Below are 23,118 nucleotides of genomic sequence, written 5' to 3'. Positions count from 1 at the left end.
TCCTTAACGGTTCATGCTTTATGGTTCGAGAATGAGCGCGTCTTCGACTCGCACACGAACAAAAATTCAAAGGCCTCGATCTGCCGCAATGCGTCGCTCATGCGCGCACTCCACCATACAAAAAACGCCCGGCGTCGATGATTTCCTGCGCGAGGTGTTCACGGGTAAGGCTCATGGCCTGTCCTCTTGCATGCGTGTGGCAATGATAACGGCAGCGGCGAAGGCTGCGAGACTGGCAATACTAAAGGTCCATGTGGCGCCGAGGGTATTCCAGCTATAGCCGGAATACAGCGCGCCCAGTGCACCGCCAGTGCCAGCCAGTGCGGCATACAACGCTTGGCCCTGCCCTTGCTGGCGTGCACCGAAGCTACGTTGCACGAAATGGATGGCAGCGGCGTGAAAGCTGCCGAAGGTGGCGGCGTGCAGCACTTGGGCGAACAGCAACACCCAGAGGAATTCGGCAAACGAACCGAGCAACAACCAACGCAAAGCCGCCAGCAGGAAACTCGCCAGCAGCACCCGGCGCACCGAGAAACGCGCAAGGATCTTGCTCATGACCAGAAACACCAAGACTTCGGCGACCACCCCGACCGCCCAGAGCATGCCGATCAGCCCACGACTGTAACCGAGTCGCTCAAGGTGCAAGGTCAGAAAGGTGTAATACGGCCCGTGACTCATCTGCATCAGCGCCACGCAACCGTAGAACGCCAACACCCCGGGGTTGCGCAATTGCTGAAGGAATCCCTCCCCCGCCAACCGTTCACTCTGAATCGGTTGCGCGTTAGGCACCCATAAACTGCTGACGACGATCCCGGCCATAATCAGCACCAACGCCAGCGGATAGATGTCGAGGCTGAGCCATTCGAACAACCTGCCGAGCGCGACCACGGTGATGATGAAACCGATGGAACCCCACAGGCGAATCTGGCTGTAGCGAGACGTTTGGCCGTTCAAATGCGCCAGGGTGATGACTTCGAATTGCGGCAATACCGCGTGCCAGAAGAACGCGTGCAAGGCCATGACCATCGCCAGCCAGGCGTAGCTTTTGCTGACGAAAATCAGTGAGAAAGTCAGCAGCGTACAGACCGCGCCGAAACGCACGATGGCCAGCCGCCGGCCGGTGTAATCACCAAGCCAGCCCCAGATGTTCGGCGCCACGCAGCGCATCAGCATCGGGATCGCCACCAATTCGCCAATGCGCGCACTGGAAAAGCCCAGGTGATCGAAGTACAGCGCCAGAAACGGCGCCGTCGAACCGAGCAAGGCGAAATAGAACAGATAGAAACTGGAGAGCCGCCAGTACGGAAGCGCCGCCACGGCCATCAGACTGCAGCGGCCTTAAGAACAGCCATTAAAGCTGACCCAGCACCGGCGTGCTCACGCGCACATCGACATTCTGCCCACGGTGACGCAGCAGATGATCCATCAGCACGATGGCCATCATCGCTTCGGCAATCGGCGTGGCGCGGATGCCGACGCACGGGTCGTGACGCCCTTTGGTGACGACCTCAACCGGGTTGCCATGGATGTCGATGGAACGGCCCGGCGTGGTGATGCTCGAGGTTGGCTTGAGCGCCAGATGCGCAACTATCGGCTGACCGGACGAGATGCCACCGAGAATGCCGCCTGAGTTGTTGCTGAGGAAACCTTCCGGGGTCATTTCATCACGGTGTTCGGTGCCGCGCTGGGCGATGCTGGCAAACCCGGCACCGATTTCCACACCTTTGACCGCGTTGATGCTCATCAGCGCATGGGCCAGTTCGGCGTCAAGACGATCGAAGATCGGCTCACCAAGGCCCGGCATCACGCCTTCGGCGACCACGGTGATCTTCGCGCCGACCGAATCCTGGTCGCGACGCAATTGGTCCATATAGGCTTCCAGCTCCGGCACTTTGTCCGGGTCGGGGCTGAAGAAAGCGTTTTCTTCCACCGAATCCCAGGTCTTGAACGGAATTTCGATCGGGCCGAGCTGGCTCATGTAGCCGCGAATGATGATGCCTTGAGTGGCCAGATACTTTTTCGCAATCGCCCCTGCCGCCACGCGCATGGCGGTTTCACGGGCCGAACTGCGACCGCCGCCGCGGTAATCGCGCTCGCCGTATTTGTGGTGGTAGGTGTAGTCGGCGTGGGCCGGGCGGAACAGATCCTTGATCGCCGAGTAGTCCTTGGACTTCTGGTCGGTGTTGCGGATCAACAGGCCGATGGCGCAACCGGTGGTGCGGCCTTCGAACACGCCGCTGAGGATTTCGACTTCGTCGGCTTCCTGGCGCTGGGTGGTGTGGCGGCTGGTGCCGGGCTTGCGGCGATCCAGGTCGCGCTGCAGATCCTCAAGGGAAATCTCCAGGCCCGGCGGGCAGCCATCGACAATGGCGACCAACGCCGGACCATGGCTTTCGCCCGCGGTGGTGACAGTGAACAGCTTGCCGTAGGTATTGCCGGACATGCGGGACGCTCCGTGAAAATCGAAACTAAAATACGTAATGCGCGCCAGTATACGCAGGCTACCCGACTAGTTCATCCTCGAACCTTATGGGTGCCTGCGAGTCCAACCGGCACCTTGTTGATGATGGCGTGATGATGCTGCGAGTTCTAGCCTTGAGCCTTACCTTGTTTACCGGCTTTGCACAGGCCACTGTCCTGCAACGCCCGATCACTTTGGACACGGGCCGCGGCGAGCTTTTCGGCTCGCTGTTGCTGCCCAAGTCCGACACGCCTGTACCGGTTGTCCTGATCATTTCCGGCTCCGGTCCTACGGATCGTGACGGAAACAACCCCGACGGCGGACGCAACGACAGCCTCAAACGGCTGGCCTGGGTACTGGCCAAACACAACATCGCCAGCGTGCGCTACGACAAGCGTGGCGTGGCGGCGAGCCTGGCTGCGACTCCGGACGAACGCAATTTGTCGGTGGAGGCCTATGTGGCCGACGCCGAAGCCTGGGGCCACAAGCTCAAAACCGATCCGCGTTTTGGCAAACTGATTTTGCTGGGCCACAGTGAAGGTGCGTTGATCGCCAGTCTGGCGGCGCCGAGCGTCGATGCCGCAGCGGTGATTTCCATGTCCGGCAGCGCCCGGCCGATCGATCAGGTGCTGCGCCAGCAGTTGAGCAATCGCCTGCCGCCTGCGTTGATGCTGCGCAGCAATGAACTGCTCGACAGTCTCAAGGCCGGCCACACCGACGACAACGTGCCACCGCAATTGCAGGTAATTTTCCGCCCCAGCGTACAGCCGTATCTGATTTCGCTGTTTCGCCAGGATCCCGCCGCCGCTTTCGCCAAACTGAAAATGCCGGCGCTGATCATCCAGGGCAGCAATGACATTCAGGTCGGCGTGGGTGACGCCCAGGCGCTCAAGGCTGCCAAACCGGACGCCGAACTGGCGCTGATCGAAGGCATGAACCACGTGATGCGCATCGTGCCCAACGACGTGAAGCGGCAATTGGCCTCCTATAAGGATCCGCAACTACCGCTGGCAGCGGAACTCGGCGCGCGAATCCTCGGGTTTATTGACGGACTTCGCTCCAGTTAAGCGCTGGTAGGGGGCGTTCTCAACTAGTTTTCACGCCGCGCCGGGCCTGCTGTTGTGCAGGGCAAGGCGCGAGAAGCGTGGTTTGGTCATTCCAAATAAGCTTCGAGCAACGCAGCCCTGCACAACAGCAGGCCCGGCCCTTCGGGTTGTGCCTTAAAGCGGGCCAGGCTGCGTTGCAGGCCTTGGAAAGGGAACAACCATTCCCAGCGGCCTGCGCCTTGCCTGGCCCGCTTTAAGGCGACAACGCGGCGTGAAAACTAGTTGAGAACGCCCCCTAGCCCTCCAGTCCTGAAAAAAACGGCCGATAAGCCTTTGTCGCCAGCGCACTGGCTGGCGGCAATCAGGGCTTGGACAGGATCTCGCCGTTATGACTGATACCCAGACTTCACCCGACACCACCGCTGAAAAAGACGCACCGCCAGCGGTCGAGCTGCCGTGGGCGGACGTCCACGTCGAGCACCACAAAATGCTCCGCCTGGCGCCGCTGCAAACCGACCGCAACACTGGCGGACGGCCATTGCGCTTTGTCGAATTCGGTTACGCCGAACGCAATAGCAAGGAACACAGCCTGATGCGCATGGCCATCAAGCTACCGGGCCAGCGTGTGCGCAAAGAACAGAATCATCTGGACGTGTGGGTCAATCACACGACCAAACGCGTGCATTTCGGGCCGGAAAGCGGTTTGCAGATCGAGCCGATGAACCGCGGCATCGGGCGTTATATGGCCGCTCAGGGCATTACCTGGGCGAAGAAGAGATGGCCCGCCTACACCGTCGATGGCACTGACCTGAACAACAAGGATGCGCTGAACGAAGACACTCGCCTGCGCCGCGATCACTTTCTGCGGGTGCACGGTTTTGACGTGGTCTACTCCGACGCCCAGCATCTGAAGGGCAGCGTCAAAGAGGTGCAGGTCGGTGATTTACTCGGCGACTGGAACAGCGAAAAGCTGCAGCAGGTGGAAATCCTCGAGGCCGCGCAGATGCTCCAGCAAGCCGAGCAGAACCTGGCTGAGCAAGAAGTCAAACTGAAGAAGCATGAAGAAAAGGTCAGCAAGTACAAACGCGAAGACGCCGGGCTGCGTTTTACCATTACCTGTCTGGTGGCGTTTGCGGTGTTTCAGGCGGGGTTATTGATCTGGATTGCTACGCAGAGGTGACTGATCGTTCCCATGCTCCGCGTGGGAACGATCATTGCGGAGTTAAATGCGAGAAGCGAACAACGCCTGATGATCGCGGCACTGCTCCGCTGTCAGCATGAACACCCCATGCCCACCGCGCTCGAACTCCAACCAGGCAAAGTCGACTTCCGGATACAGCGCCTCGACGTGAACCTGGCTGTTACCCACCTCGACAATCAGCAAACCCTTCTCAGTCAGATGATCCGCAGCTTCGGCGAGCATGCGGCGCACCAGGTTCAGACCATCGTCGCCACACGCCAGGCCCAGCTCCGGTTCGTGCTGATACTCGTCCGGCATGTCGGCGAAATCTTCCGCATCGACGTAAGGCGGGTTCGACACGATCAGGTCGAAACGTTGCCCCGGCAAACCATCGAAACCATCGCCCTGAACGGTGTACACGCGCTCGTCGACACCATGACGCTCGATGTTCTGGTTGGCCACTTCCAGCGCTTCGAACGACAGGTCGGCCAGTACCACTTCGGCATTCTGGAACTCGTAAGCACAGGCGATGCCGATGCAACCGGAACCGGTGCACAAGTCGAGGATGCGCGCAGGTTCGGCGCCGAGCCACGGCTCGAAACGCTTTTCGATCAGCTCGCCAATCGGCGAACGCGGGATCAGCACGCGCTCGTCGACAATGAACGACATGCCACAGAACCAGGCTTCGCCCAGCAGATAAGCCGTCGGAATACGCTCTTCAATGCGGCGCTTGAGCAAGCGTTGCAGATTGACCAGCTCGTCTTCTTCCAGACGGCAGTCCAGATAGCTGTCGGCGATTTCCCATGGCAAGTGCAGCGCACCCAACACCAGGTGCCGGGCTTCGTCCCAGGCGTTGTCGGTTCCATGGCCGAAAAACAGATCCTCCCCATGGAAGCGGCTGACGGCCCAACGGATATGGTCACGCAGGGTACGAAGTCGGGAAGTGATCACGGGGCAAACTCCAGAAAAAACGACTGACGATTCTAACAGCCAAAAGGCGCGGCGACGACGCAGGAAAAACACCGGATCAGATGTAGGACTCTTCTATTTTTTCAGCAAGCTATTGAACAGAACGAGTATCTTGACAAGGCTGCGAGCCAACAACGGCGGTGCCTACGATGGTAGCGATTCACAGAAGCGCTCCGCCAGAGGACAATGTCGCAAAAGCCCCACTCGAAGGAGCCCCAGAATGTCCGTTCCAAAAACGATGTTTCAACTCAGCGGCCGTGGTTATGCAGCGGCCAATCTGGGTCATGCGACCCTTGTCATCATCGATGCCCAGAAAGAATACCTCAGCGGCCCCTTGGCACTGAGCGGCATGGATGCTGCCATCGCGAACATCAAACAACTGGTGGCCGCTGCCCGTGCAGCCGGTCGGCCGATCGTGCACGTGCGCCATCTCGGCACCGTCGGTGGGCTTTTCGACCCGCAAGGCGAGCGTGGCGAGTTCATCCCGGGGCTCGAGCCACAAGGCGACGAAACCATCATCGGCAAATTGCTGCCGAGTGCGTTTCATGGCACCGAACTGCTGGAGCGCCTGCAGAATCTCGGCTCGCTGGACCTTATCGTCTGCGGCTTCATGAGCCACTCCAGCGTCAGCACTACCGTGCGCGCCGCGAAGAACCTGGGCTTTCGTTGCACATTGGTTGAAGACGCCTGCGCGACTCGCGACCTGCCCTACAAGGGTGGCGTCCTGAGCGCCGAGCACGTTCAGCACACCGAGATGGCGATCATGGCGGACAATTTCGCCACCCTCGCCCAGACCCGCGAACTGATCTGATCAACGCTTCGATGAGCGGTCCATGCCGCCGCTCATCCGCAAAAGCCTCTCATTTGCTGTAATTGCCCTAGCCTCAGGAACATCCCGGTCAACTCCCGGTCGAAGGGCCGATACCCATTGAGGAAGGTCGGAATGAAGTTATCCGATGGTTTTGATGCACGCCGCTTGCGGCCTAAAGGCCAAAGCAACTGGCGTTTTCGCTTCGGCGCAGCGTTCGCTGCCTTGCTGGCGACGTGCGGTGTGTTGCTGGCGATGGCCGGCGCGGCCAGCCTGCTGGGCCGGCCACCGGCGCTGGGCGAGTTGAATGCCAGCCCGCTGGGCTCGGCGATCATTCTTGCCGTGGGCCTGTTCGTTCTGTACATCGGTGTGTGGTTGTGGCGCCGCTGCCGTCGCCGCTCGCGCCAGTCGCAAGAGCTGAATATGGCACCGCATCTGATGAAAAAACACGACTGAGCCCAACGTCGGACGTTTTGTCGCGCCCCATTCGTCCCGACTTGGGTAAACTGGCCGCCCTTCGCGGAGGCTGACATGCAAGACGACGATTTTTCCCTGTTCAAAAACGCGATCCAAGGCGTCAAGCCGATCAAGCACGATCGCGCCGAAACCGGCAAACCCAAGGCCGACCGTGCGCAAATCGCCAAGCTGCGCCAGGCCGCCACTGTGCGCACCGATGCCACCACTGTTGACGGGCTGTCTGATCAGTTCGTCATCGATGTCGGCCCCGAAGATGAGCTGATGTGGGCCCGCGACGGCGTCCAGGAAAGCCAGATGCGCAAGCTCAAGATCGGACAGATTCCGTTCGAAGGCAGCCTCGATCTGCATGGCATGAACGTGGAAAAGGCCCGTGAAACCCTATGGGCCTTTCTGGCCGAAGCGACCAAATTCGAAATCCGCTGCGTACGTGTCACCCACGGCAAAGCGGTGCGCCTGGACGGTAAACGGCCGATGATCAAGAGTCACGTCAATACATGGCTACGTCAGCATTCACAGGTGCTCGGCTTCACCTCGTGCCAACCAAAACACGGCGGCGCCGGAGCGGTTTATGTGATGCTCAAACGCACCATGATGGAAGGTCGCGACGAGTGATGCTGTCGCTTCACGCTTGCAGCGCCGTGTCCGTCACCGTACCCTTGCCCTTTGCGTAAAATCCCACAGGTAGTTTCATGTCCCTGGAACAGAATTACACCGAGATTCTCGGCCAATTGGGCGAGGACGCCTCCCGCGAGGGCCTGCTCGACACGCCAAAACGTGCCGCCAAAGCCATGCAGTACCTCTGCCGCGGTTATGAACAGACACTGGAAGAGGTCACCAACGGTGCCTTGTTCAGCTCCGACAACAGCGAGATGGTGCTGGTCAAGGACATCGAGCTCTACTCGTTGTGCGAGCACCACATGCTGCCGTTCATCGGCAAGGCCCATGTTGCCTACATCCCGAGCGGCAAGGTTCTGGGGCTGTCGAAAGTCGCGCGGATCGTCGATATGTACGCCCGTCGCCTGCAGATCCAGGAAAACCTCAGCCGCCAGATCGCCGACGCGGTCCAGCAAGTCACCGGCGCCCTGGGCGTTGCGGTGGTGATCGAGGCCAAGCACATGTGCATGATGATGCGCGGTGTGGAGAAACAGAATTCGACGATGATCACCTCGGTGATGCTCGGCGAGTTCCGCGAAAACGCGGCCACCCGCAGCGAGTTTCTCAGCCTGATCAAGTAACACGCAGCACGAAGAAAACCGGCACTGATCGCCGGTTTTTTTTCGCCCGTGAAAAATCAGGTAAGCTGCGCGCCTTCTGTTTGCCCTGTGAGGCTTATCCCGTGTTCGTTAAAGCACTTCGTATCGGCCTCGGCCAACTGATCATCTTCATCGATTTCATCACTCGTCCGGGCAAGAAGCAGCGCCCCGCCGCCGCTCAGGCTCAGGTCGAAACCGCCGCCAAGGGCCTGACCCTGTATCAGTTCCACGCCTGCCCGTTCTGCGTGAAAACCCGCCGCACCCTGCGTCGCCTGAACGTTCCGGTGGCATTGCGTGATGCGAAGAACAACGAACAGGATCGCCAGGCTCTGCTGGAGCAAGGTGGCAAGATCAAGGTGCCGTGCCTGCGCATCGAAGAGAATGGCCAGACCACCTGGATGTATGAGTCCAAGGTGATTATTGATTATCTGGATAAGCGGTTTGCTGCTGCCTGATGGTGTGGTGTTGCTGATTGCCTCTTCGCGGGCAAGCCTCGCTCCTACGGATTGGCGGTGTGTGCAAATGGTCACCTCGCCCCTGTAGGAGCGAGGCTTGCCCGCGAAGGCGTCAGCACAAACACTACAAATCCCAGACAAAAATTAACCGGCCGATTGGCCGGTTTATTTGTTTATACCCTACCCTCAGGCCGCTTCTGCCGCCTGAGCCTGACGCACCACCGCCGCCAATCGCTTGAGCCCTTCGTCCAGCCGCGCCGGGTCGATGTGGCTGAAGTTCAGCCGCAGATGGCCGGGGTTCTTGTCTGGCTCAGGAAAAAACGGTTCGCCCGGCATAAACGCCACATCCGCCGCCAGCGCAGCCTTGAGCAGCGTGCGGGTATCCAGCGGCTGCTTGAGCGTCAGCCAGAAAAACAGCCCACCCTGCGGCACATTCCACTGCGCCAGGTCGCCAAAATGCTTTTCGAGTGCTGACTGAAATGCGTCCCGACGAACCCGATAAAAGTCCCGCAACTCGCTTAGGTGCTGCTGGTATTTCTCAGTGCCGATCCATTGCAGCGCTTGCCACTGCCCGATGCGGTTGGTGTGCAGATCGGCCGATTGCTTGAGCCGCAGCAGGTGTGGGAACAAGTCTGGGCTGGCGATCAGATAACCGACCCGCAGGCCCGGCAACAGGGTTTTCGACACGGTGCCGGTGTAGATCCAGCTGGCCTTGTTCAAGCGACTGACAATCGGCGTGGCACTACCGCCGTCGAAGGTAAGTTCGCGGTAGGGTTCGTCTTCGATCAGGGTCACGCCGAACTCGTCGAGCAACGCCGCCACCGCGTCGCGCTTGGCTTCGCTATAACGCACCGCCGACGGGTTCTGAAACGTCGGAATCAGGTAGATGAACGCGGGTTTGTGTTTTTCCAGACAGCTGCGCAATTGCGCCAGGTTCGGGCCATCGGCTTCCAGCGGGACGGTGATGCAGTCGGCGCCGAACAGCTGAAAAATCTGCAACGCTGCCAGGTAGGTCGGCGCTTCAAGCAGGATCTCGGTGCCTTTGTCGATGTAGAGCTTGGCCGCCAGATCGAGGGTTTGCTGGGAACCGCTGACCACCAGAACCTGACTCGCCTCGCACGGCACGCCCAACGCTCGAGCTTCGGCCGCCAGCGCCTCACGCAGCGCCGGCTCGCCTTCACTCATGCCGTATTGCCCCATGGACAGCGGCATATCCGCCCACTCGACTTCCGGCAACATGGCTTCGGCCGGCAAGCCCCCGGCGAACGACATCACTTCCGGGCGCTGGGCGGCGGCGAGGATTTCACGGATCAAAGAACTTTTAAGGCGCGAGACACGTTCGGAAAAAGCCATGGGGGTCACCGGTAGCGAGGCCTGAGGAAAATGAGTCAAACTGGTTGACCGAAATTACGACAGACCGAGCGGATACGTCAATATGCTTGACCTTAAAAACCCCAGCACTCAGCAACAAGCCATGGAAGCGTTTTTCTTCGGTTACCAGGCCTTCACCGCCAAAGCCGACGAAATGCTCGAGCGTCGCGGCTTGAGCCGGGTGCATCAACGCATCGTGTTTTTCATCGCCCGTTACCCTGCCCTCAGCGTCAAGGAGTTACTGGCGTTGCTGGGTGTGAGCAAGCAGGCGCTGAACATTCCGTTGCGGCAATTGTTGGAAATGCACCTGGTGAACAGCGTTGCGTCCGAGACCGACAAGCGTAAGCGGCTGCTGGAACTGACCGACGATGGTGCGCGGTTCGAACAGTCATTGCGGCGCGAGCAGGTGAAATTGCTGGAGCGGGTGTTTGCCGAGGCTGGGGAGACGGCGGTGAATGGCTGGCTGGCGGTGAATCTCGCGCTGGGTAAAGCCCAGGTCTTTCCAAGCTGATCGTTCCCACGCTCTGCGTGGGAATGCATCCCGTGACGCTCTGCGTCACATCAACGGCGGACGCAGAGCGTCCATGGCGGCATTCCCACGCAGAGCGTGGGAACGATCGTCTATAGCCGATATATCCCAATCAACAAACTTTTCGTCTACAAAATCAAAAACATTATTTGCTTTATTTGTATACAAAAGCATAATTCGCTTCGTGCGAGTTCTTGACCAACAAGTCAACAAATTCGCAAGCACCTCAAAGGGTCGCTGCCACCCTCATGGGTCCGGCCCTGGAAATAACAATAAAACTCTTGAGGAGTACTCGCTGTGGAAAGCCGCAAATCCGAAGCCTCGACGCTGGAACTCTCGCCGCCATTACGCAATGGCTGGCTGGAGCGCATCTTCAAACTCAGCTTGCATGGCACCACGGTGAAGACCGAGCTGATCGCCGGTCTGACAACCTTCATCACCATGGCCTACATCATCTTCGTCAACCCGAACATCATGGCGGATGCCGGCATCGATCATGGGGCGGCGTTCGTCGCCACCTGCATCGCCGCCGCGCTGGGTTGCCTGTTGATGGGTCTGTACGCCAACTGGCCGGTTGGCCTGGCGCCGGGCATGGGCCTGAACGCGTTCTTCACTTACACCGTGGTCGGCACCATGGGCTACAACTGGGAAACCGCACTCGGTGCGGTGTTCGTCTCCGGTGTGTTGTTCATGATTCTGACCTTCTCACGGATCCGCGAATGGCTGCTCAATAGCATTCCAGTGAGCCTGCGCTTCGCCATGGGGGCCGGCGTAGGTTTGTTCCTCGGACTGATCGGGTTGAAAACCGCCGGTATCGTCGTCGATAGCCCGGCCACGCTGATCAAGCTCGGCTCCCTGCGCGAACCTGGCCCATTGCTGGCGGCCATCTGCTTCCTGATGATTGCGGTGCTCAGCTACCACAAAGTGTTCGGCGCGATTCTCATCAGCATCATCACCGTGACTCTGGCTGGCTGGGGTTTGGGCCTGGTGCATTACGAAGGAATTATGTCAGCGCCGCCGAGCCTGGCTCCGACCTGGATGGCCATGAACGTCGCCGGCGTGTTCAACGTCAGCATGATCAGCGTGGTCCTGGCGTTCCTCTTCGTGCACATGTTCGATACCGCCGGCACCTTGATGGGCGTGGCCCAGCGCGCCAATCTGGTGAACCCCGACGGCAAAATCGAAAACCTTTCCCGCGCCATGAAAGCCGACAGTGCATCCAGCGTGTTCGGTGCAGTGGTCGGTGTTCCGCCAGTCACCAGCTACGTGGAAAGTGCCGCTGGCGTCGCAGCGGGTGGTCGGACTGGTCTTACCGCTGTGACCGTAGGTGTGCTATTTATTGCCGCGATGTTTTTCGCACCGCTGGCTGGCATGATTCCCGCTTACGCCACCGCCGGTGCGCTGATTTATGTGGCGATGCTGATGATGGGCGGCATGGCTCATATCGAATGGGACGAAGCGACCGACAGCATTCCGGCGATCGTCACCGCGATCATGATGCCGCTGACCTTCTCGGTCGCCGACGGCATTGCGCTGGGCTTTATCACTTACGTGACGCTGAAGGCCGGCACCGGTAAGTACAAGGAAATTTCCGTCAGCCTGTGGGTGCTTTGCGCGATCTTCATCGCCAAGTTCATTTTCTTGTAAGCCGTACACGTTTCAAAAACAGTGTTTCAAAACAGCCTCACCCCGTCGGGTGGGGCTTTTGCATATAGGGAGGAAAGTGATGAGTCTGGAAACCTGGCTGCTGTTCAGTGGCGCTGCGCTGGTGGTGATCCTGATCCCGGGGCCACTGTCTTTGCTGATGATCAGCAACAGTCTGAATTACGGTTTGCGCCGTTCTTACCCGGCGTTTCTCGGCGGTGTGATCGCATCGATTTGCCTGCTCAGTGCTTCGGCTTTGGGTCTGGGCGCCTTGTTGCTGGCGTCGGAACAGCTGTTCAGCGCCCTGAAAATCGTCGGCGCGCTGTACCTGTTCTACCTCGCCTGGCAGAGCTGGCAGCAATCGCGTCAGCCATCCCAGAGTGCCGAAGTGCCCCAGGCTGCACCGGTGCCGCGCTTTCGCGCACTGTTCGGGCGCGCATTCATGCTCGGCGCGAGTAATCCGAAAGATATTTTGTTCTTTGCCGCTTTCCTGCCGCAGTTTTTGAGTGCCGAGCAACCGTTCCTGCCGCAGTTGCTGGTAATGATCGTGACCTGGACTGTGCTGGATCTGCTGTGCAAATTGGCTTATGGGCTGGGGGCTCATGGCGCTGCGCGGTATTTGCGCAGCGGCAAGGGGCAGAGTTGGTTTAACCGGGTGAGTGCGGGGTTGTTTAGTGGGGCTGGTGCGGCGTCGTTGTTGAGCCGTTAAAAGCAAGAGCTTCGCGGGCAAGCCTCGCTCCTACAGGGATTGGTGAACGGCATAAGTCAAATTGTGAACGACACAGATCAATTGTGAACGGTTTAAATCAATGTGAACGGCACAAATCCCCTGTAGGAGCGAGGCTTGCCCGCGAAGGGTCCCTCCCCTACACCGCATTTCTCAGGGCAAAAAAAGCCCGCAGTGTGAGCGGGCGAAAGACCAAAGAAGCTATATGCGCAGTTGCTTCTGAGAAAGATAGCTTGGGGGATCTAGCTTCCTCTGTAGGTCGAATAGCTATACGGCGAAATCAACAACGGCACATGGTAGTGATCCTGTTCCGCAGAAATGCCGAAACGCAGCACCACCACATCCAGGAACGCAGGCTCAGGCAGCTGAACCCCACGGGCGCGGTAGTAATCACCCGCATGAAACTGAAGCTGATAGACCCCGGATCGATAGTCATCGCCTTGCAGCAGTGGCGAATCGACACGACCGTCGCTGTTGGTAATCGCAGTGGCGACCCACTCCAGCTGCGAACCTTCAACGCGGTACAGCTCGACCTTGATCGAACTGCCCGGGCAACCGTGTGCAGCGTCCAAAACGTGTGTAGTCAAACGTCCCATTGATTCTGCGCGCCTGCCTGCGTGGAGCAGTCAGACCTCGCGCCTCCCGAAGTCAGTTGAAAACGAGGCCGCACCGTTTCGGAGCACGAAAAGCTGCGGCGAGCGACTGATTAAGACACTTTTTAAAAAAATTGTACACAATAAAAACGACATTTTTACCGCCATCCCCGTCATTCAAGGTTTGACAGCGAATCGAACGCTGAACCATAAGATCAAAGGATCTCTTATCCATTAGCTGACCAGTCAGGCAGGTTTCTTGCAATACCGTTCAAAGTGGACAGTCAGTGAAAAATGCAAAAAATCAGGCTTACAAAGTGAATATAAAGTTGTATACAATCACTCCATCGCTGTGACGCCAGCCTGCCCTCTCATCGCCAGGCCGCCACACACACCCTGACTTTGAACAAGTCGACACGAACAAGAAGGAAGACTGCAGTGAGCGCTGACTATCCACGCGACCTGATCGGTTACGGCAGTAACCCTCCTCACCCACACTGGCCGGGCAATGCCCGTATCGCGCTGTCCTTCGTGCTCAACTACGAGGAAGGTGGCGAGCGCAATATCCTGCACGGCGATAAAGAGTCCGAAGCATTCCTCTCGGAGATGGTCTCGGCGCAACCGCTGCAAGGCGAGCGCAACATGAGCATGGAATCCCTTTACGAGTATGGCAGCCGTGCCGGCGTCTGGCGGATTCTGAAACTGTTCAAGGAATTCGACATCCCGCTGACCATCTTCGCCGTGGCCATGGCCGCCCAGCGCCACCCGGACGTGATCCGCGCGATGGTCGATGCTGGCCACGAGATCTGCAGCCACGGCTATCGCTGGATCGACTATCAGTACATGGACGAAGCGCAGGAACGCGAGCACATGCTCGAAGCAATCCGCATCCTCACTGAAGTAACCGGCGAGCGCCCACTGGGCTGGTACACCGGCCGCACCGGCCCGAATACCCGTCGGCTGGTGATGGAAGAAGGCGGTTTCCTTTACGACTGCGACACCTACGACGACGACCTGCCCTACTGGGAACCGAACAACCCGACCGGCAAGCCGCACCTGGTGATTCCGTACACCCTGGACACCAACGACATGCGCTTCACCCAAGTCCAGGGTTTCAACAAGGGCGACGACTTTTTCGAGTACCTGAAAGACGCCTTCGATGTGCTGTACGCCGAAGGCGCCGAGGCACCGAAGATGTTGTCGATCGGCCTGCACTGCCGCCTGATCGGCCGCCCGGCGCGTCTGGCTTCGCTCAAACGCTTTATCGAATACGCTAAAAGTCATGAACAGGTGTGGTTCAGCCGTCGCGTCGACATCGCCCGTCACTGGCACGAAACCCACCCGTATCAAGGGGCCGCGAAATGAGCCACTTCCAAACCCTGAAGCCATCGACCCTGAGCCGCGACGCGTTTGTCGCCGCCTTCGCCGACATCTACGAACATTCGCCATGGGTGGCCGAGAAGGCCTTCGACCTGGGCCAGGACGCTTCGATCGACGAGATCGAAACCCTGCACCAGCGCATGAGCGACATCTTGTTGAGCGCTGATCACACCAGCCAACTGGCCCTGATCAACGCTCACCCGGACCTGGCCGGCAAAGCCGCCGTCCAGGGCCAGCTTACCGCAGCCAGCACTGAAGAACAGTCTGGCGCGGGTATTCACCAATGCTCGAGCGATGAGTTCCAGCGCTTCACCGAGCTGAACGATGCCTACAAGGCCAAGTTCAAGTTTCCCTTCATCATGGCGGTAAAAGGCAGCAACCGGTATCAGATCCTCGCAGCGTTCGAAACGCGCATTCACAACTCGGTCGACACCGAATTCAAATGCGCGCTGGCGGAGATCAACAAGATCGCGTTGTTCCGATTACTGACTCTTTAGCAAGCCTGGCCCGAGCGTAAATGAACGTAAAAATCGCCCAGGGCCCTGCAAGCATCCCAAGCCACTTATTTAAAGGCAGACAAGAAGAATGAAAGCTTACGCCGTACCTTTCGAGAAGTTCGTCAACCTGGCCGACGCCCGTCTGGGCACCAAAATCATCTCGGTCACCGATGACTGGTTCGCAGACGCCAACCGTCTGTTCCAACCGACTCCGGCCGTGTGGAAGGAGGGCGTGTTCGATGACAACGGCAAGTGGATGGACGGCTGGGAGTCGCGCCGCAAGCGCTTCGAAGGCTACGACAGCGCGGTGATCCGCCTGGGCGTACCGGGCTCGATCAAAGGCGTGGACATCGACACTTCATTCTTCACCGGCAACTTCCCGCCGTCGGCCTCCCTGGAAGCCTGCTTCCTGGCCTCGGGCGAGCCGGACGAAAACACCCAGTGGACTGAAGTGCTCTCGGCCGTCGAGTTGCAAGGCAACAGCCACCACTACCACGAAATCAACAACGACCAGGCGTTCAGCCATCTGCGCTTCAACATCTACCCGGATGGCGGCGTGGCCCGTCTGCGTGTGTACGGCATTCCGTTCCGCGACTGGTCGGCTGTGGGCGACAACGAACAGGTCGATCTGGCCGCAGCTCTGAACGGCGGTCGCGCACTCGCCTGCTCCGACGAACACTTCGGCCGCATGAGCAACATTCTCAACCCGGGCCGTGGCATCAACATGGGCGACGGCTGGGAAACCGCGCGTCGTCGTACGCCGGGCAATGACTGGGTGATCATCGCGCTGGGTCATGCGGGGGAGATCGAAAAAGTCATCGTCGACACCCTGCACTTCAAGGGCAACTACCCGGACACTTGCTCGATCCAGGGTGCATTCGTGAAGGGCGGCACCGACAGCCAGATCGAAACCCAATCGCTGTTCTGGCGCGAACTGCTGCCAAGCCAGAAGCTGGAAATGCACGCCGAACACACCTTTGCCGAGCAGATCAAGGCACTGGGCCCGATCACCCACATCCGCCTGAACGTGTTCCCGGATGGGGGTGTGAGCCGCCTGCGCGTTCTCGGCAAGGTCGCGAAATAAGATTGCGATGATCGTTCCCACGCTCTGCGTGGGAATGCATACCGTGACGCTCCGCGTCACAGTGGACGCGGAGCGTCCATGGCGGCGTTCCCACGCAGAGCGTGGGAACGATCAAATTCAAAAGATTAAGAAGACCAGCATGCGCACATTGACGATTGAACCGCTGACCAAAGAAGCCTTCGCCCCTTTCGGTGACGTGATCGAAACCGACGGCAGCGATCACTTCATGATCAACAACGGTTCAACCATGCGCTTTCACAAACTGGCTGTGGTCGAAACCGCCACGCCAGAGGACAAGGCGATCATCAGCATCTTCCGCGCCGACGCGCAGGACATGCCACTGACCGTCTGCATGCTGGAGCGTCACCCGTTGGGCAGCCAGGCCTTCATTCCGCTGCTCGGCAACCCCTTTCTGATCGTGGTCGCGCCACTTGGCGATGAACCTGTATCAGGCTTGGTCCGCGCCTTCGTCACCAACGGCAGGCAGGGCATTAATTACCATCGCGGCGTTTGGCACCATCCGGTGCTGACGATCGAAAAGCGGGATGACTTCCTGGTGGTTGATCGCAGTGGCACAGGCAATAACTGCGATGAGCATTTTTTCAAAGAGGATGAGCGGTTGATCCTCGCCCCCCACCAATAAGAGAAGGTCTGATCACTCGACGACAGAGTGACAGGCGAGAGGTAAAGACTGTGGAAGCACATCTGTTGGAATGGCTGAACCTGAGCGTGCGCTGGGTTCACATGATCACTGGCGTGGCCTGGATCGGCGCGTCGTTCTATTTCGTCTGGCTGGAAAACAACCTCAATCGGGTCAATCCGAAAAACGGGCTGGCGGGCGATTTGTGGGCGATCCACGGCGGCGGTATCTATCACCTGGAAAAATACAAACTGGCTCCACCAACCATGCCGGACAACCTGCACTGGTTCAAATGGGAAGCCTACTTCACCTGGCTGTCGGGGGTCGCGCTGCTCTGCCTAGTGTTCTACTCCAACCCGACGCTGTACTTGCTCGCTCCAGGCAGCAGCCTGACCGGCCCTGAAGGTGTTCTGTTGGGCATCGGCTCGCTGTTCGTCGGCTGGTTCGTCTACTCCTTCCTCTGCGACTCGGCCCTGGGAAAACGCCCTGCCCTGCTCGGCTTCATCCTGTTCGTGCTGATCATCGGCGCCGCTTACGGCTTCAGCAAAGTGTTCAGCGGTCGTGGTGCGTACCTGCACGTCGGCGCAATCATCGGCACCATCATGGTCGGCAACGTGTTCCGCATCATCATGCCGGCGCAGCGCGCCTTGGTCGCGGCGATCGCCGAGAACCGCACACCCGATCCGGCGCTGCCGGCCAAAGGCTTGCTGCGTTCGCGACACAACAACTACTTCACCTTGCCGGTGCTGTTCATCATGATCAGCAACCACTTCCCGAGCACCTACGGCAGCCAATACAACTGGCTGATCCTGGCCGGGATCGCGGTGCTGGCGGTGTTGGTGCGTCACTACTTCAACACCCGTCACGACAGCCACAAGTTTGCCTGGACCCTGCCCGCTGCGGCGGTCGGCATGATTTGTCTGGCCTACGTGACCGGGCCGGCGCCGATGTCCAGCGCACCTGAAGTGGCCAAGGCGCCTGGGACCATCGAGTACCAGCCACTGCCGGAAACCGCCCTTGGCGGTGGTGCCAAACCTGAAGCGGCCAAAGCAGCGCCGGCTGCTGAACCGGCTCAGGCATCAACTCCGGGGCCGTCGTTCGACAAGGTGCATGACGTGATCCAGGAACGCTGCACAGTCTGCCATTCGGCCAAACCCACCAGCCCGCTGTTCAGCGCGGCGCCGGCTGGCGTGATGTTCGATACGCCCGAACAGATCAAGCTCCAGGCTCCGCGCATCCAGGCCCAAGCCGTCGCCAGCCAGATCATGCCACTGGGCAACATCACCCAGATGACCCAGCAGGAACGTGACCTGATCGGCGCGTGGATTGTTCAGGGAGCGCCGACCAACTGATTCATCGTTGAAAGGCTTCGCTGGCAAGCCAGCTCCTACATGTGCATGACCTGTAGGAGCTGGCTTGCCAGCGAATGGCCGCACCGCGGTCACCCTGATGCACGACCGGCGTGCCGCCCTTTCACCGCATCATCCACATACGTACACGCATGACAGGCAGACCTGCACCCACGGTCGCCGTCAGCGACTGCCTGCGCCTCAAACAATAAAAACAAGAGGGAGCAACAGATGATTCGTATCCCGACAAGCCTGTCGTTCAACGCCCGGCTGACCGCCGGTAACCATGCCCCAAACCTGTCACCGCCGCTCTGTTGCGGGGCACTTGAGCCATGGCGCGGGAGTCAGTATTCTCCGCGCCCGCCCGAATCCGCTCTAAAGAAAAGCGCGGATGTAATTTCTGACCGGAAAGCCAACTTACCCCGGCTCTGGACAGTACCAAGGCACCCCAAAATCACGCCCAATCGACTGTTTTCGAACAGCCGAACGGGCGTTTTTTGGCTTTTTGAAAGCCTTGGCTCAGCTCTTGCTTACAGCACTAAAGCTGACCGAATGGATGATTTTTTACAGCAGCAAGAAAAGGCGCCACACCAGAGCGCCGACCTTAGAAAAATAACGTCGAACCACCTACTTTTGGGAGCAACCGAATGAAACGTACGTGCACCAGCCTGATGCTCGCGGGATCCTTGCTGGCCGGGGGCCAGGCAATGGCCGGCGACTTGCTGCAATGGCAGAACAACAGCCTGACCTACCTCTATGGCAAGGACTTCCAGGTCAACCCGCGCATTCAGCAAACCGTCACCTTCGAGCACGCCGATGCCTGGAAATACGGGGATAACTTCTTCTTCGTCGACAAGATCTTCTACAACGGCGAAAAAGACTTCAACGCCGGCCCGAACACTTATTACGGGGAGTTCCAGCCGCGTATTTCGCTGGGCAAAGTCCTCGACCAGAAGATCGAATTCGGCCCGATCAAAGACGTGCTGCTGGCCATGACGTACGAGTTCGGTGAGGGCGATACCGAGTCCTACCTGATCGGTCCGGGTTTCGACCTGGCGATTCCAGGGTTCGACTATTTCCAGTTGAACTTCTACCAGCGCCACACCGAAGGCAGTCGCCCGGGTGACAACGTCTGGCAGATCACACCGGTCTGGTCCTACACCATTCCCGTGGGTGATTCGAACATCCTGATCGATGGCTTCATGGACTGGGTGGTCGACAACGACCAGAACAGCAAGGGCACCTACCACGCCAACCTGCACTTCAACCCGCAGATCAAATACGACTTGGGCAAAGCGCTGAGCATTGGCGAGAAGCAGTTGTACGTCGGTGTCGAGTACGACTACTGGTCAGACAAGTACGGAATCAAGGACAGCCAGTACTTCAAGACCGATCAAAGCAACACGAGCTTCCTGGTGAAGTTCCACTTCTAATCGCCAAAAGCTTCGCGGGCAAGCCACGCTCCTACAGTAGATTTGTGAACGGCACAGATCAATGTAGGAGCGAGGCTTGCCCGCGAATAGCCGCACCGCCAATCTCAAGCCGAAACCGCAGGCTCCACCAACCCCAGAAACCGGCACAACTCATCGCGCTTGGCCAACGCATCGCGCCGCCCCAGATCGATCAATTCGCTGCAATACCCCGCCTCGAACAGCAGATAACTCAGCACCCCTGCCCCGCTAGTCTTGGTCGCCCCCGGCCCGCGCAAAAACAAGCGCAAGGCCGCCGGTAATTCCTGGCGATGCCGTGCCGCAATTTCATCGATCGGCTGACTCGGCGAAATCACCAGCACCTCCACGGGCGCCGCCCCCAATGCACGACTTGGCATGCCGTCGGGCAGCAGATGGCTGAACTGATTCAGACGCTGCAGCAACTCAATGTCACTTTCCAGGCTATCAATGAACGTACTGTTGAGCATGTGCCCGCCGATTTGCGCCAGAGTCGGCTGCTGCCCGGTGTAGACACGCTGCAGCGGCTGTTGCGGATCCACCCCGCGCGGGTTGCCGCTGACGCCCACCACCAGCACGCGGCTGGCGCCAAGGTGCAGGGCCGGGCTGATCGGTGCCGATTGGCGTACCGCGCCGTCTCCGAAATATTCTTCGCCGATTTTCACCGGCGCAAACAACAACGGAATCGCCGAACTGGCCAGCAAGTGTTCGACGCTCAATTGGGTCGGCACGCCGATTCGCCGATGCCGCAGCCAGGACTCGATGGTGCCGCCGCCCTGATAAAACGTGACGGCCTGACCGGACTCATAGCCAAACGCCGTGACCGCCACCGCCTGCAATTGCTTTTGCGCGATGGCCTCGGCAATCCCGGGCATGTGCAGTTTGTCGTTGAGTAAACCGCGTAGCGGCGAGCTGTTGAGCAGGGCCACTGGCACCGGAGCGCCAATGCCCATCAGATTGTGACTGACAAAACGGGTAGCTTGATGGATCACCCCCGGCCAGTCGCTGCGCAATACCAAATGGCTGCGAAAACCTTGCCAGAAGGCGGTCAGACGCTGAATCGCGCCGCGAAAGTCCATTGCCCCACTGGCCAGGCTGACCGCGTTGATCGCGCCGGCTGAAGTGCCGACGATCACTGGAAACGGATTAGCCGCCCCGACTGGCAACAGCTCGGCAATCGCCGCCAGCACACCTACCTGATAAGCCGCCCGAGCCCCGCCGCCGGAAAGTATCAACCCTGTAACCGGTTCAGCAGAACTCATCGCAACACTCCATGGTGCTTAAAGGGATCGGTGACTCAACCGCGTTTGGCGTACAGCTTCGCCTCGCCCGGTGGACGGGTCTTGAAGCGACGATGGGCCCAGAGGTATTGCTCCGGACATTCACGCAAAGCACTTTCGACCCACTGGTTGATCCGGATGCAGTCAGCCTCTTCCGTCTCACCGGGAAAACCCTCGAGCGGCGCATGAATCACCAGCCGATAACCGCTGCCATCCGCCAGTCGTTCCTGGGTGAACGGCACCACCAGCGCCTTGCCCAGCCGGGCGAATTTGCTGGTGGCGGTGACGGTCGCCGCCTGAATTCCGAATAGCGGCACAAAGATACTTTGCTTGGCGCCGTAGTCCTGATCCGGCGCGTACCAGATCGCCCTGCCTGCCCGCAGCAGTTTGAGCATGCCGCGCACGTCGTCACGCTCCACCGCCAGCGAGCCGAGGTTATGCCGCTCGCGGCCAAGACGCTGGATGTAGTCGAACAGCGGATTCTTGTGTTCGCGGTACATGCCATCGATGGTGTGTTGCTGACCGAGCAGTGCCGCACCGATCTCCAGCGTGGTGAAATGCACGGCCATCAGAATCACGCCCTTGCCGTCGCGCTGGGCCTGTTTCAAATGCTCCAGGCCTTCGACATGGGCCAGTTTCGCCAGACGCTGGCGCGACCACCACCAGCTCATGGCCATCTCCAGGAAGGCGATGCCGGTGGAAGCGAAGTTTTCCTTGAGCAGGCGCTTGCGCTCGGCAGCGGACTTTTCCGGGAAACACAGCTCAAGATTGCGCTTGGCGATGCGCCGTCGGTCGCCGGCTACCCGATACATCAATGCGCCCAAGGCGCGACCGATCGACAGCAACGCCGGATACGGCAGCTGCACAATCAGCCACAACAGCCCCAAGCCACACCACAGTGGCCAGAAACGTGGAGAAAGAAATGCTGTTCGAAAACGCGGGCGATCCATTAAAGGTTCCGTCAAGACAGTGGCCGCGCATTCTACATCGTTCGACCCGGCTTGCGGCCCGCGGGCGTTCTCGTTATAAGTCTCGGCACTTTTAGTGACAAGCCGTTGTATGCCGACCATGAGCCAAACCGAACCGCTAGACCAAGATCCCGTGTTCCAGTTGAAGGGCAGCATGCTCGCCATTACGGTGCTGGAACTGGCCCGTAACGACCTTGAGAACCTTGATCGGCAATTGGCCGCCAAGGTCGCCCAGGCGCCAAACTTCTTCAGCAACGCGCCGTTGGTACTGGCCCTGGACAAACTTCCGGCCAGCGAAGGCTCGGTCGATCTGCCGGGGCTGATGCGCATCTGCCGCCAGCATGGCCTGCGCACCTTGGCGATCCGTGCCAGCCGCATTGAAGACATCGCCGCCGCCATCGCGGTCGATCTGCCGGTACTGCCGCCGTCCGGCGCCCGTGAGCGACCGCTCGACGCGCACGAAGGCATCGTTGCGAAAAAACCGGAAAAACCACCGGAACCAACCATCAAACCGACCAAAATCATCACTTCCCCAGTACGCGGTGGCCAGCAGATTTATGCCCAGGGTTGCGATTTGGTGGTGATTTCGTCGGTCAGCCCGGGGGCGGAACTTCTCGCCGATGGGAACATCCATGTATACGGCGCGATGCGCGGTCGTATCTTGGCCGGCGTCAAAGGTGACACGAAAGCCAGGATTTTCTGTCAGCAAATGACCGCTGAACTGGTCTCCATCGCCGGCCACTACAAGGTTTCCGAAGATCTGCGTCGTGATCCATTGTGGGGCGCGGGCGTACAAGTCAGCCTGTCGGGCGACGTGTTGAACATCATTCGGCTTTAACGGATACTGCCGCATTTTCCAAGCATCTCTAAAACGTAGCGAAAACGGCTCAAACGAAGTAGGAAAAAGGCTAAAAGCAGTGTTTACCGGGGGTAAACGCCGCTCAGAACCGGATTCCAGC

General features: G+C 59.1%; 25 protein-coding genes and 2 pseudogenes. 18 read left to right on the top strand and 9 right to left on the bottom strand.

The window, feature by feature from the left end; all coding sequences use genetic code 11:
• Positions 1–11 precede the first annotated feature (11 nt).
• The 4 genes and pseudogenes from CKW20_RS29790 to aroC form a co-directional block, all read right to left on the bottom strand.
• Positions 12–113 (bottom strand): annotated as a pseudogene (locus tag CKW20_RS29790) (hypothetical protein); the annotation flags it as partial.
• Positions 113–175 (bottom strand): annotated as a pseudogene (locus tag CKW20_RS30110) (methylthioribulose-1-phosphate dehydratase); the annotation flags it as partial. The pseudogenes CKW20_RS30110 and CKW20_RS29790, both read right to left, overlap by 1 nt.
• A complete protein-coding gene (locus CKW20_RS04920) occupies positions 172–1,323 on the bottom strand; it encodes an MFS transporter (RefSeq protein ID WP_176466852.1) in 1,152 nt (383 codons plus the stop codon). The pseudogene CKW20_RS30110 and the gene CKW20_RS04920, both read right to left, overlap by 4 nt.
• Positions 1,324–1,351: 28 nt before the next feature.
• Positions 1,352–2,443, bottom strand: coding sequence for a chorismate synthase (aroC, locus tag CKW20_RS04915; RefSeq protein WP_095051895.1), 1,092 nt, complete (start codon positions 2,441–2,443; stop codon positions 1,352–1,354).
• Between the two features lie 86 nt (positions 2,444–2,529).
• On the opposite strand from aroC, the gene CKW20_RS04910 reads away from it, so the two are divergent.
• Together CKW20_RS04910 and CKW20_RS04905 are read left to right on the top strand one after the other, a co-directional pair.
• Positions 2,530–3,528 carry an alpha/beta hydrolase gene (locus tag CKW20_RS04910; protein ID WP_095051894.1) on the top strand — a complete coding sequence of 333 codons (999 nt, stop codon included), beginning with the start codon at positions 2,530–2,532 and terminating at the stop codon, positions 3,526–3,528.
• 367 nt (positions 3,529–3,895) lie between these two features.
• On the top strand, positions 3,896–4,687 hold the full coding sequence (locus tag CKW20_RS04905; protein ID WP_095051893.1) for a hypothetical protein: 792 nt from the start codon (positions 3,896–3,898) through the stop codon (positions 4,685–4,687).
• 42 nt (positions 4,688–4,729) lie between these two features.
• On the opposite strand, the gene prmB is transcribed toward CKW20_RS04905, so the two are convergent.
• A complete protein-coding gene (prmB, locus tag CKW20_RS04900) occupies positions 4,730–5,638 on the bottom strand; it encodes a 50S ribosomal protein L3 N(5)-glutamine methyltransferase (RefSeq protein WP_095051892.1) in 909 nt (302 codons plus the stop codon).
• A gap of 238 nt (positions 5,639–5,876) precedes the next feature.
• On the opposite strand from prmB, the gene CKW20_RS04895 reads away from it, so the two are divergent.
• The 5 genes from CKW20_RS04895 (at position 5,877) to CKW20_RS04875 (ending at position 8,649) form a co-directional block, all read left to right on the top strand.
• Positions 5,877–6,467: a cysteine hydrolase family protein gene (locus tag CKW20_RS04895; protein WP_095051891.1), complete on the top strand. Its 591-nt coding sequence runs from the start codon at positions 5,877–5,879 to the stop codon at positions 6,465–6,467.
• A 132-nt stretch (positions 6,468–6,599) separates the two neighbouring features.
• Positions 6,600–6,920: a hypothetical protein gene (locus tag CKW20_RS04890; RefSeq protein ID WP_095051890.1), complete on the top strand. Its 321-nt coding sequence runs from the start codon at positions 6,600–6,602 to the stop codon at positions 6,918–6,920.
• Positions 6,921–6,995: 75 nt separating this feature from the next.
• Positions 6,996–7,553 (top strand): Smr/MutS family protein, encoded by a 558-nt coding sequence (locus CKW20_RS04885; RefSeq protein WP_095051889.1) that lies wholly within the window; start codon positions 6,996–6,998, stop codon positions 7,551–7,553.
• Positions 7,554–7,630: 77 nt separating this feature from the next.
• Entirely contained in the window at positions 7,631–8,176 is a 546-nt protein-coding gene (folE, locus tag CKW20_RS04880; protein WP_007898818.1) for a GTP cyclohydrolase I FolE, read from the top strand.
• Positions 8,177–8,277: 101 nt separating this feature from the next.
• Positions 8,278–8,649 carry a glutathione S-transferase N-terminal domain-containing protein gene (locus tag CKW20_RS04875; RefSeq protein ID WP_095051888.1) on the top strand — a complete coding sequence of 124 codons (372 nt, stop codon included), beginning with the start codon at positions 8,278–8,280 and terminating at the stop codon, positions 8,647–8,649.
• A 186-nt stretch (positions 8,650–8,835) separates the two neighbouring features.
• On the opposite strand, the gene CKW20_RS04870 is transcribed toward CKW20_RS04875, so the two are convergent.
• Positions 8,836–10,002 carry a PLP-dependent aminotransferase family protein gene (locus CKW20_RS04870; protein WP_095051887.1) on the bottom strand — a complete coding sequence of 389 codons (1,167 nt, stop codon included), beginning with the start codon at positions 10,000–10,002 and terminating at the stop codon, positions 8,836–8,838.
• Positions 10,003–10,084: 82 nt separating this feature from the next.
• Between CKW20_RS04870 and CKW20_RS04865 the strand changes: the two genes are divergently transcribed.
• The 3 genes from CKW20_RS04865 (at position 10,085) to CKW20_RS04850 (ending at position 12,902) form a co-directional block, all read left to right on the top strand.
• On the top strand, positions 10,085–10,531 hold the full coding sequence (locus tag CKW20_RS04865; protein WP_095051886.1) for a MarR family winged helix-turn-helix transcriptional regulator: 447 nt from the start codon (positions 10,085–10,087) through the stop codon (positions 10,529–10,531).
• 315 nt (positions 10,532–10,846) lie between these two features.
• A complete protein-coding gene (locus tag CKW20_RS04855) occupies positions 10,847–12,196 on the top strand; it encodes an NCS2 family permease (RefSeq protein WP_095051884.1) in 1,350 nt (449 codons plus the stop codon).
• Between the two features lie 79 nt (positions 12,197–12,275).
• Positions 12,276–12,902: a LysE family translocator gene (locus CKW20_RS04850; RefSeq protein ID WP_095051883.1), complete on the top strand. Its 627-nt coding sequence runs from the start codon at positions 12,276–12,278 to the stop codon at positions 12,900–12,902.
• Positions 12,903–13,162: 260 nt separating this feature from the next.
• On the opposite strand, the gene uraH is transcribed toward CKW20_RS04850, so the two are convergent.
• Complete coding sequence (gene uraH, locus CKW20_RS04845) at positions 13,163–13,516, bottom strand: hydroxyisourate hydrolase (RefSeq protein ID WP_095051882.1); 354 nt, start codon at positions 13,514–13,516, stop codon at positions 13,163–13,165.
• Positions 13,517–13,951: 435 nt separating this feature from the next.
• Here uraH and puuE point away from each other — a divergent pair, with 435 nt between their 5' ends.
• The 7 genes from puuE (at position 13,952) to CKW20_RS04810 (ending at position 19,896) form a co-directional block, all read left to right on the top strand.
• Entirely contained in the window at positions 13,952–14,878 is a 927-nt protein-coding gene (puuE, locus tag CKW20_RS04840; RefSeq protein ID WP_095051881.1) for an allantoinase PuuE, read from the top strand.
• Complete coding sequence (uraD, locus tag CKW20_RS04835; protein ID WP_095051880.1) at positions 14,875–15,390, top strand: 2-oxo-4-hydroxy-4-carboxy-5-ureidoimidazoline decarboxylase; 516 nt, start codon at positions 14,875–14,877, stop codon at positions 15,388–15,390. Before puuE ends, uraD begins: the two co-directional genes overlap by 4 nt.
• Before the next feature lie 88 nt (positions 15,391–15,478).
• On the top strand, positions 15,479–16,474 hold the full coding sequence (gene alc, locus CKW20_RS04830; protein WP_095051879.1) for an allantoicase: 996 nt from the start codon (positions 15,479–15,481) through the stop codon (positions 16,472–16,474).
• Between the two features lie 139 nt (positions 16,475–16,613).
• The gene (locus CKW20_RS04820; RefSeq protein ID WP_052963640.1) at positions 16,614–17,117 is read left to right on the top strand and encodes an ureidoglycolate lyase; all 504 of its coding nucleotides are present in this window, start codon (positions 16,614–16,616) and stop codon (positions 17,115–17,117) included.
• A 50-nt stretch (positions 17,118–17,167) separates the two neighbouring features.
• Positions 17,168–18,466 (top strand): urate hydroxylase PuuD, encoded by a 1,299-nt coding sequence (locus CKW20_RS04815; RefSeq protein ID WP_095051877.1) that lies wholly within the window; start codon positions 17,168–17,170, stop codon positions 18,464–18,466.
• 228 nt (positions 18,467–18,694) lie between these two features.
• Entirely contained in the window at positions 18,695–19,114 is a 420-nt protein-coding gene (locus CKW20_RS28910) for a hypothetical protein (RefSeq protein ID WP_141228910.1), read from the top strand.
• Positions 19,111–19,896, top strand: coding sequence for an outer membrane protein OmpK (locus tag CKW20_RS04810; RefSeq protein WP_095051876.1), 786 nt, complete (start codon positions 19,111–19,113; stop codon positions 19,894–19,896). Before CKW20_RS28910 ends, CKW20_RS04810 begins: the two co-directional genes overlap by 4 nt.
• 104 nt (positions 19,897–20,000) lie before the next feature.
• Here CKW20_RS04810 and CKW20_RS04805 read toward each other — a convergent pair whose 3' ends face one another.
• Together CKW20_RS04805 and CKW20_RS04800 are read right to left on the bottom strand one after the other, a co-directional pair.
• Entirely contained in the window at positions 20,001–21,173 is a 1,173-nt protein-coding gene (locus tag CKW20_RS04805; protein ID WP_095051875.1) for a patatin-like phospholipase family protein, read from the bottom strand.
• Positions 21,174–21,208: 35 nt separating this feature from the next.
• On the bottom strand, positions 21,209–22,141 hold the full coding sequence (locus tag CKW20_RS04800; RefSeq protein WP_095051874.1) for a lipid A biosynthesis lauroyl acyltransferase: 933 nt from the start codon (positions 22,139–22,141) through the stop codon (positions 21,209–21,211).
• 118 nt (positions 22,142–22,259) lie between these two features.
• Between CKW20_RS04800 and minC the strand changes: the two genes are divergently transcribed.
• The gene (minC, locus tag CKW20_RS04795; protein WP_095052260.1) at positions 22,260–22,997 is read left to right on the top strand and encodes a septum site-determining protein MinC; all 738 of its coding nucleotides are present in this window, start codon (positions 22,260–22,262) and stop codon (positions 22,995–22,997) included.
• Positions 22,998–23,118: the final 121 nt, after the last annotated feature.

Source organism: Pseudomonas sp. Irchel s3b2 (assembly GCF_900187445.1).
In the GTDB taxonomy this organism is placed as follows: domain Bacteria; phylum Pseudomonadota; class Gammaproteobacteria; order Pseudomonadales; family Pseudomonadaceae; genus Aquipseudomonas.
This window is presented reverse-complemented; position numbering and strand designations above follow the sequence as displayed.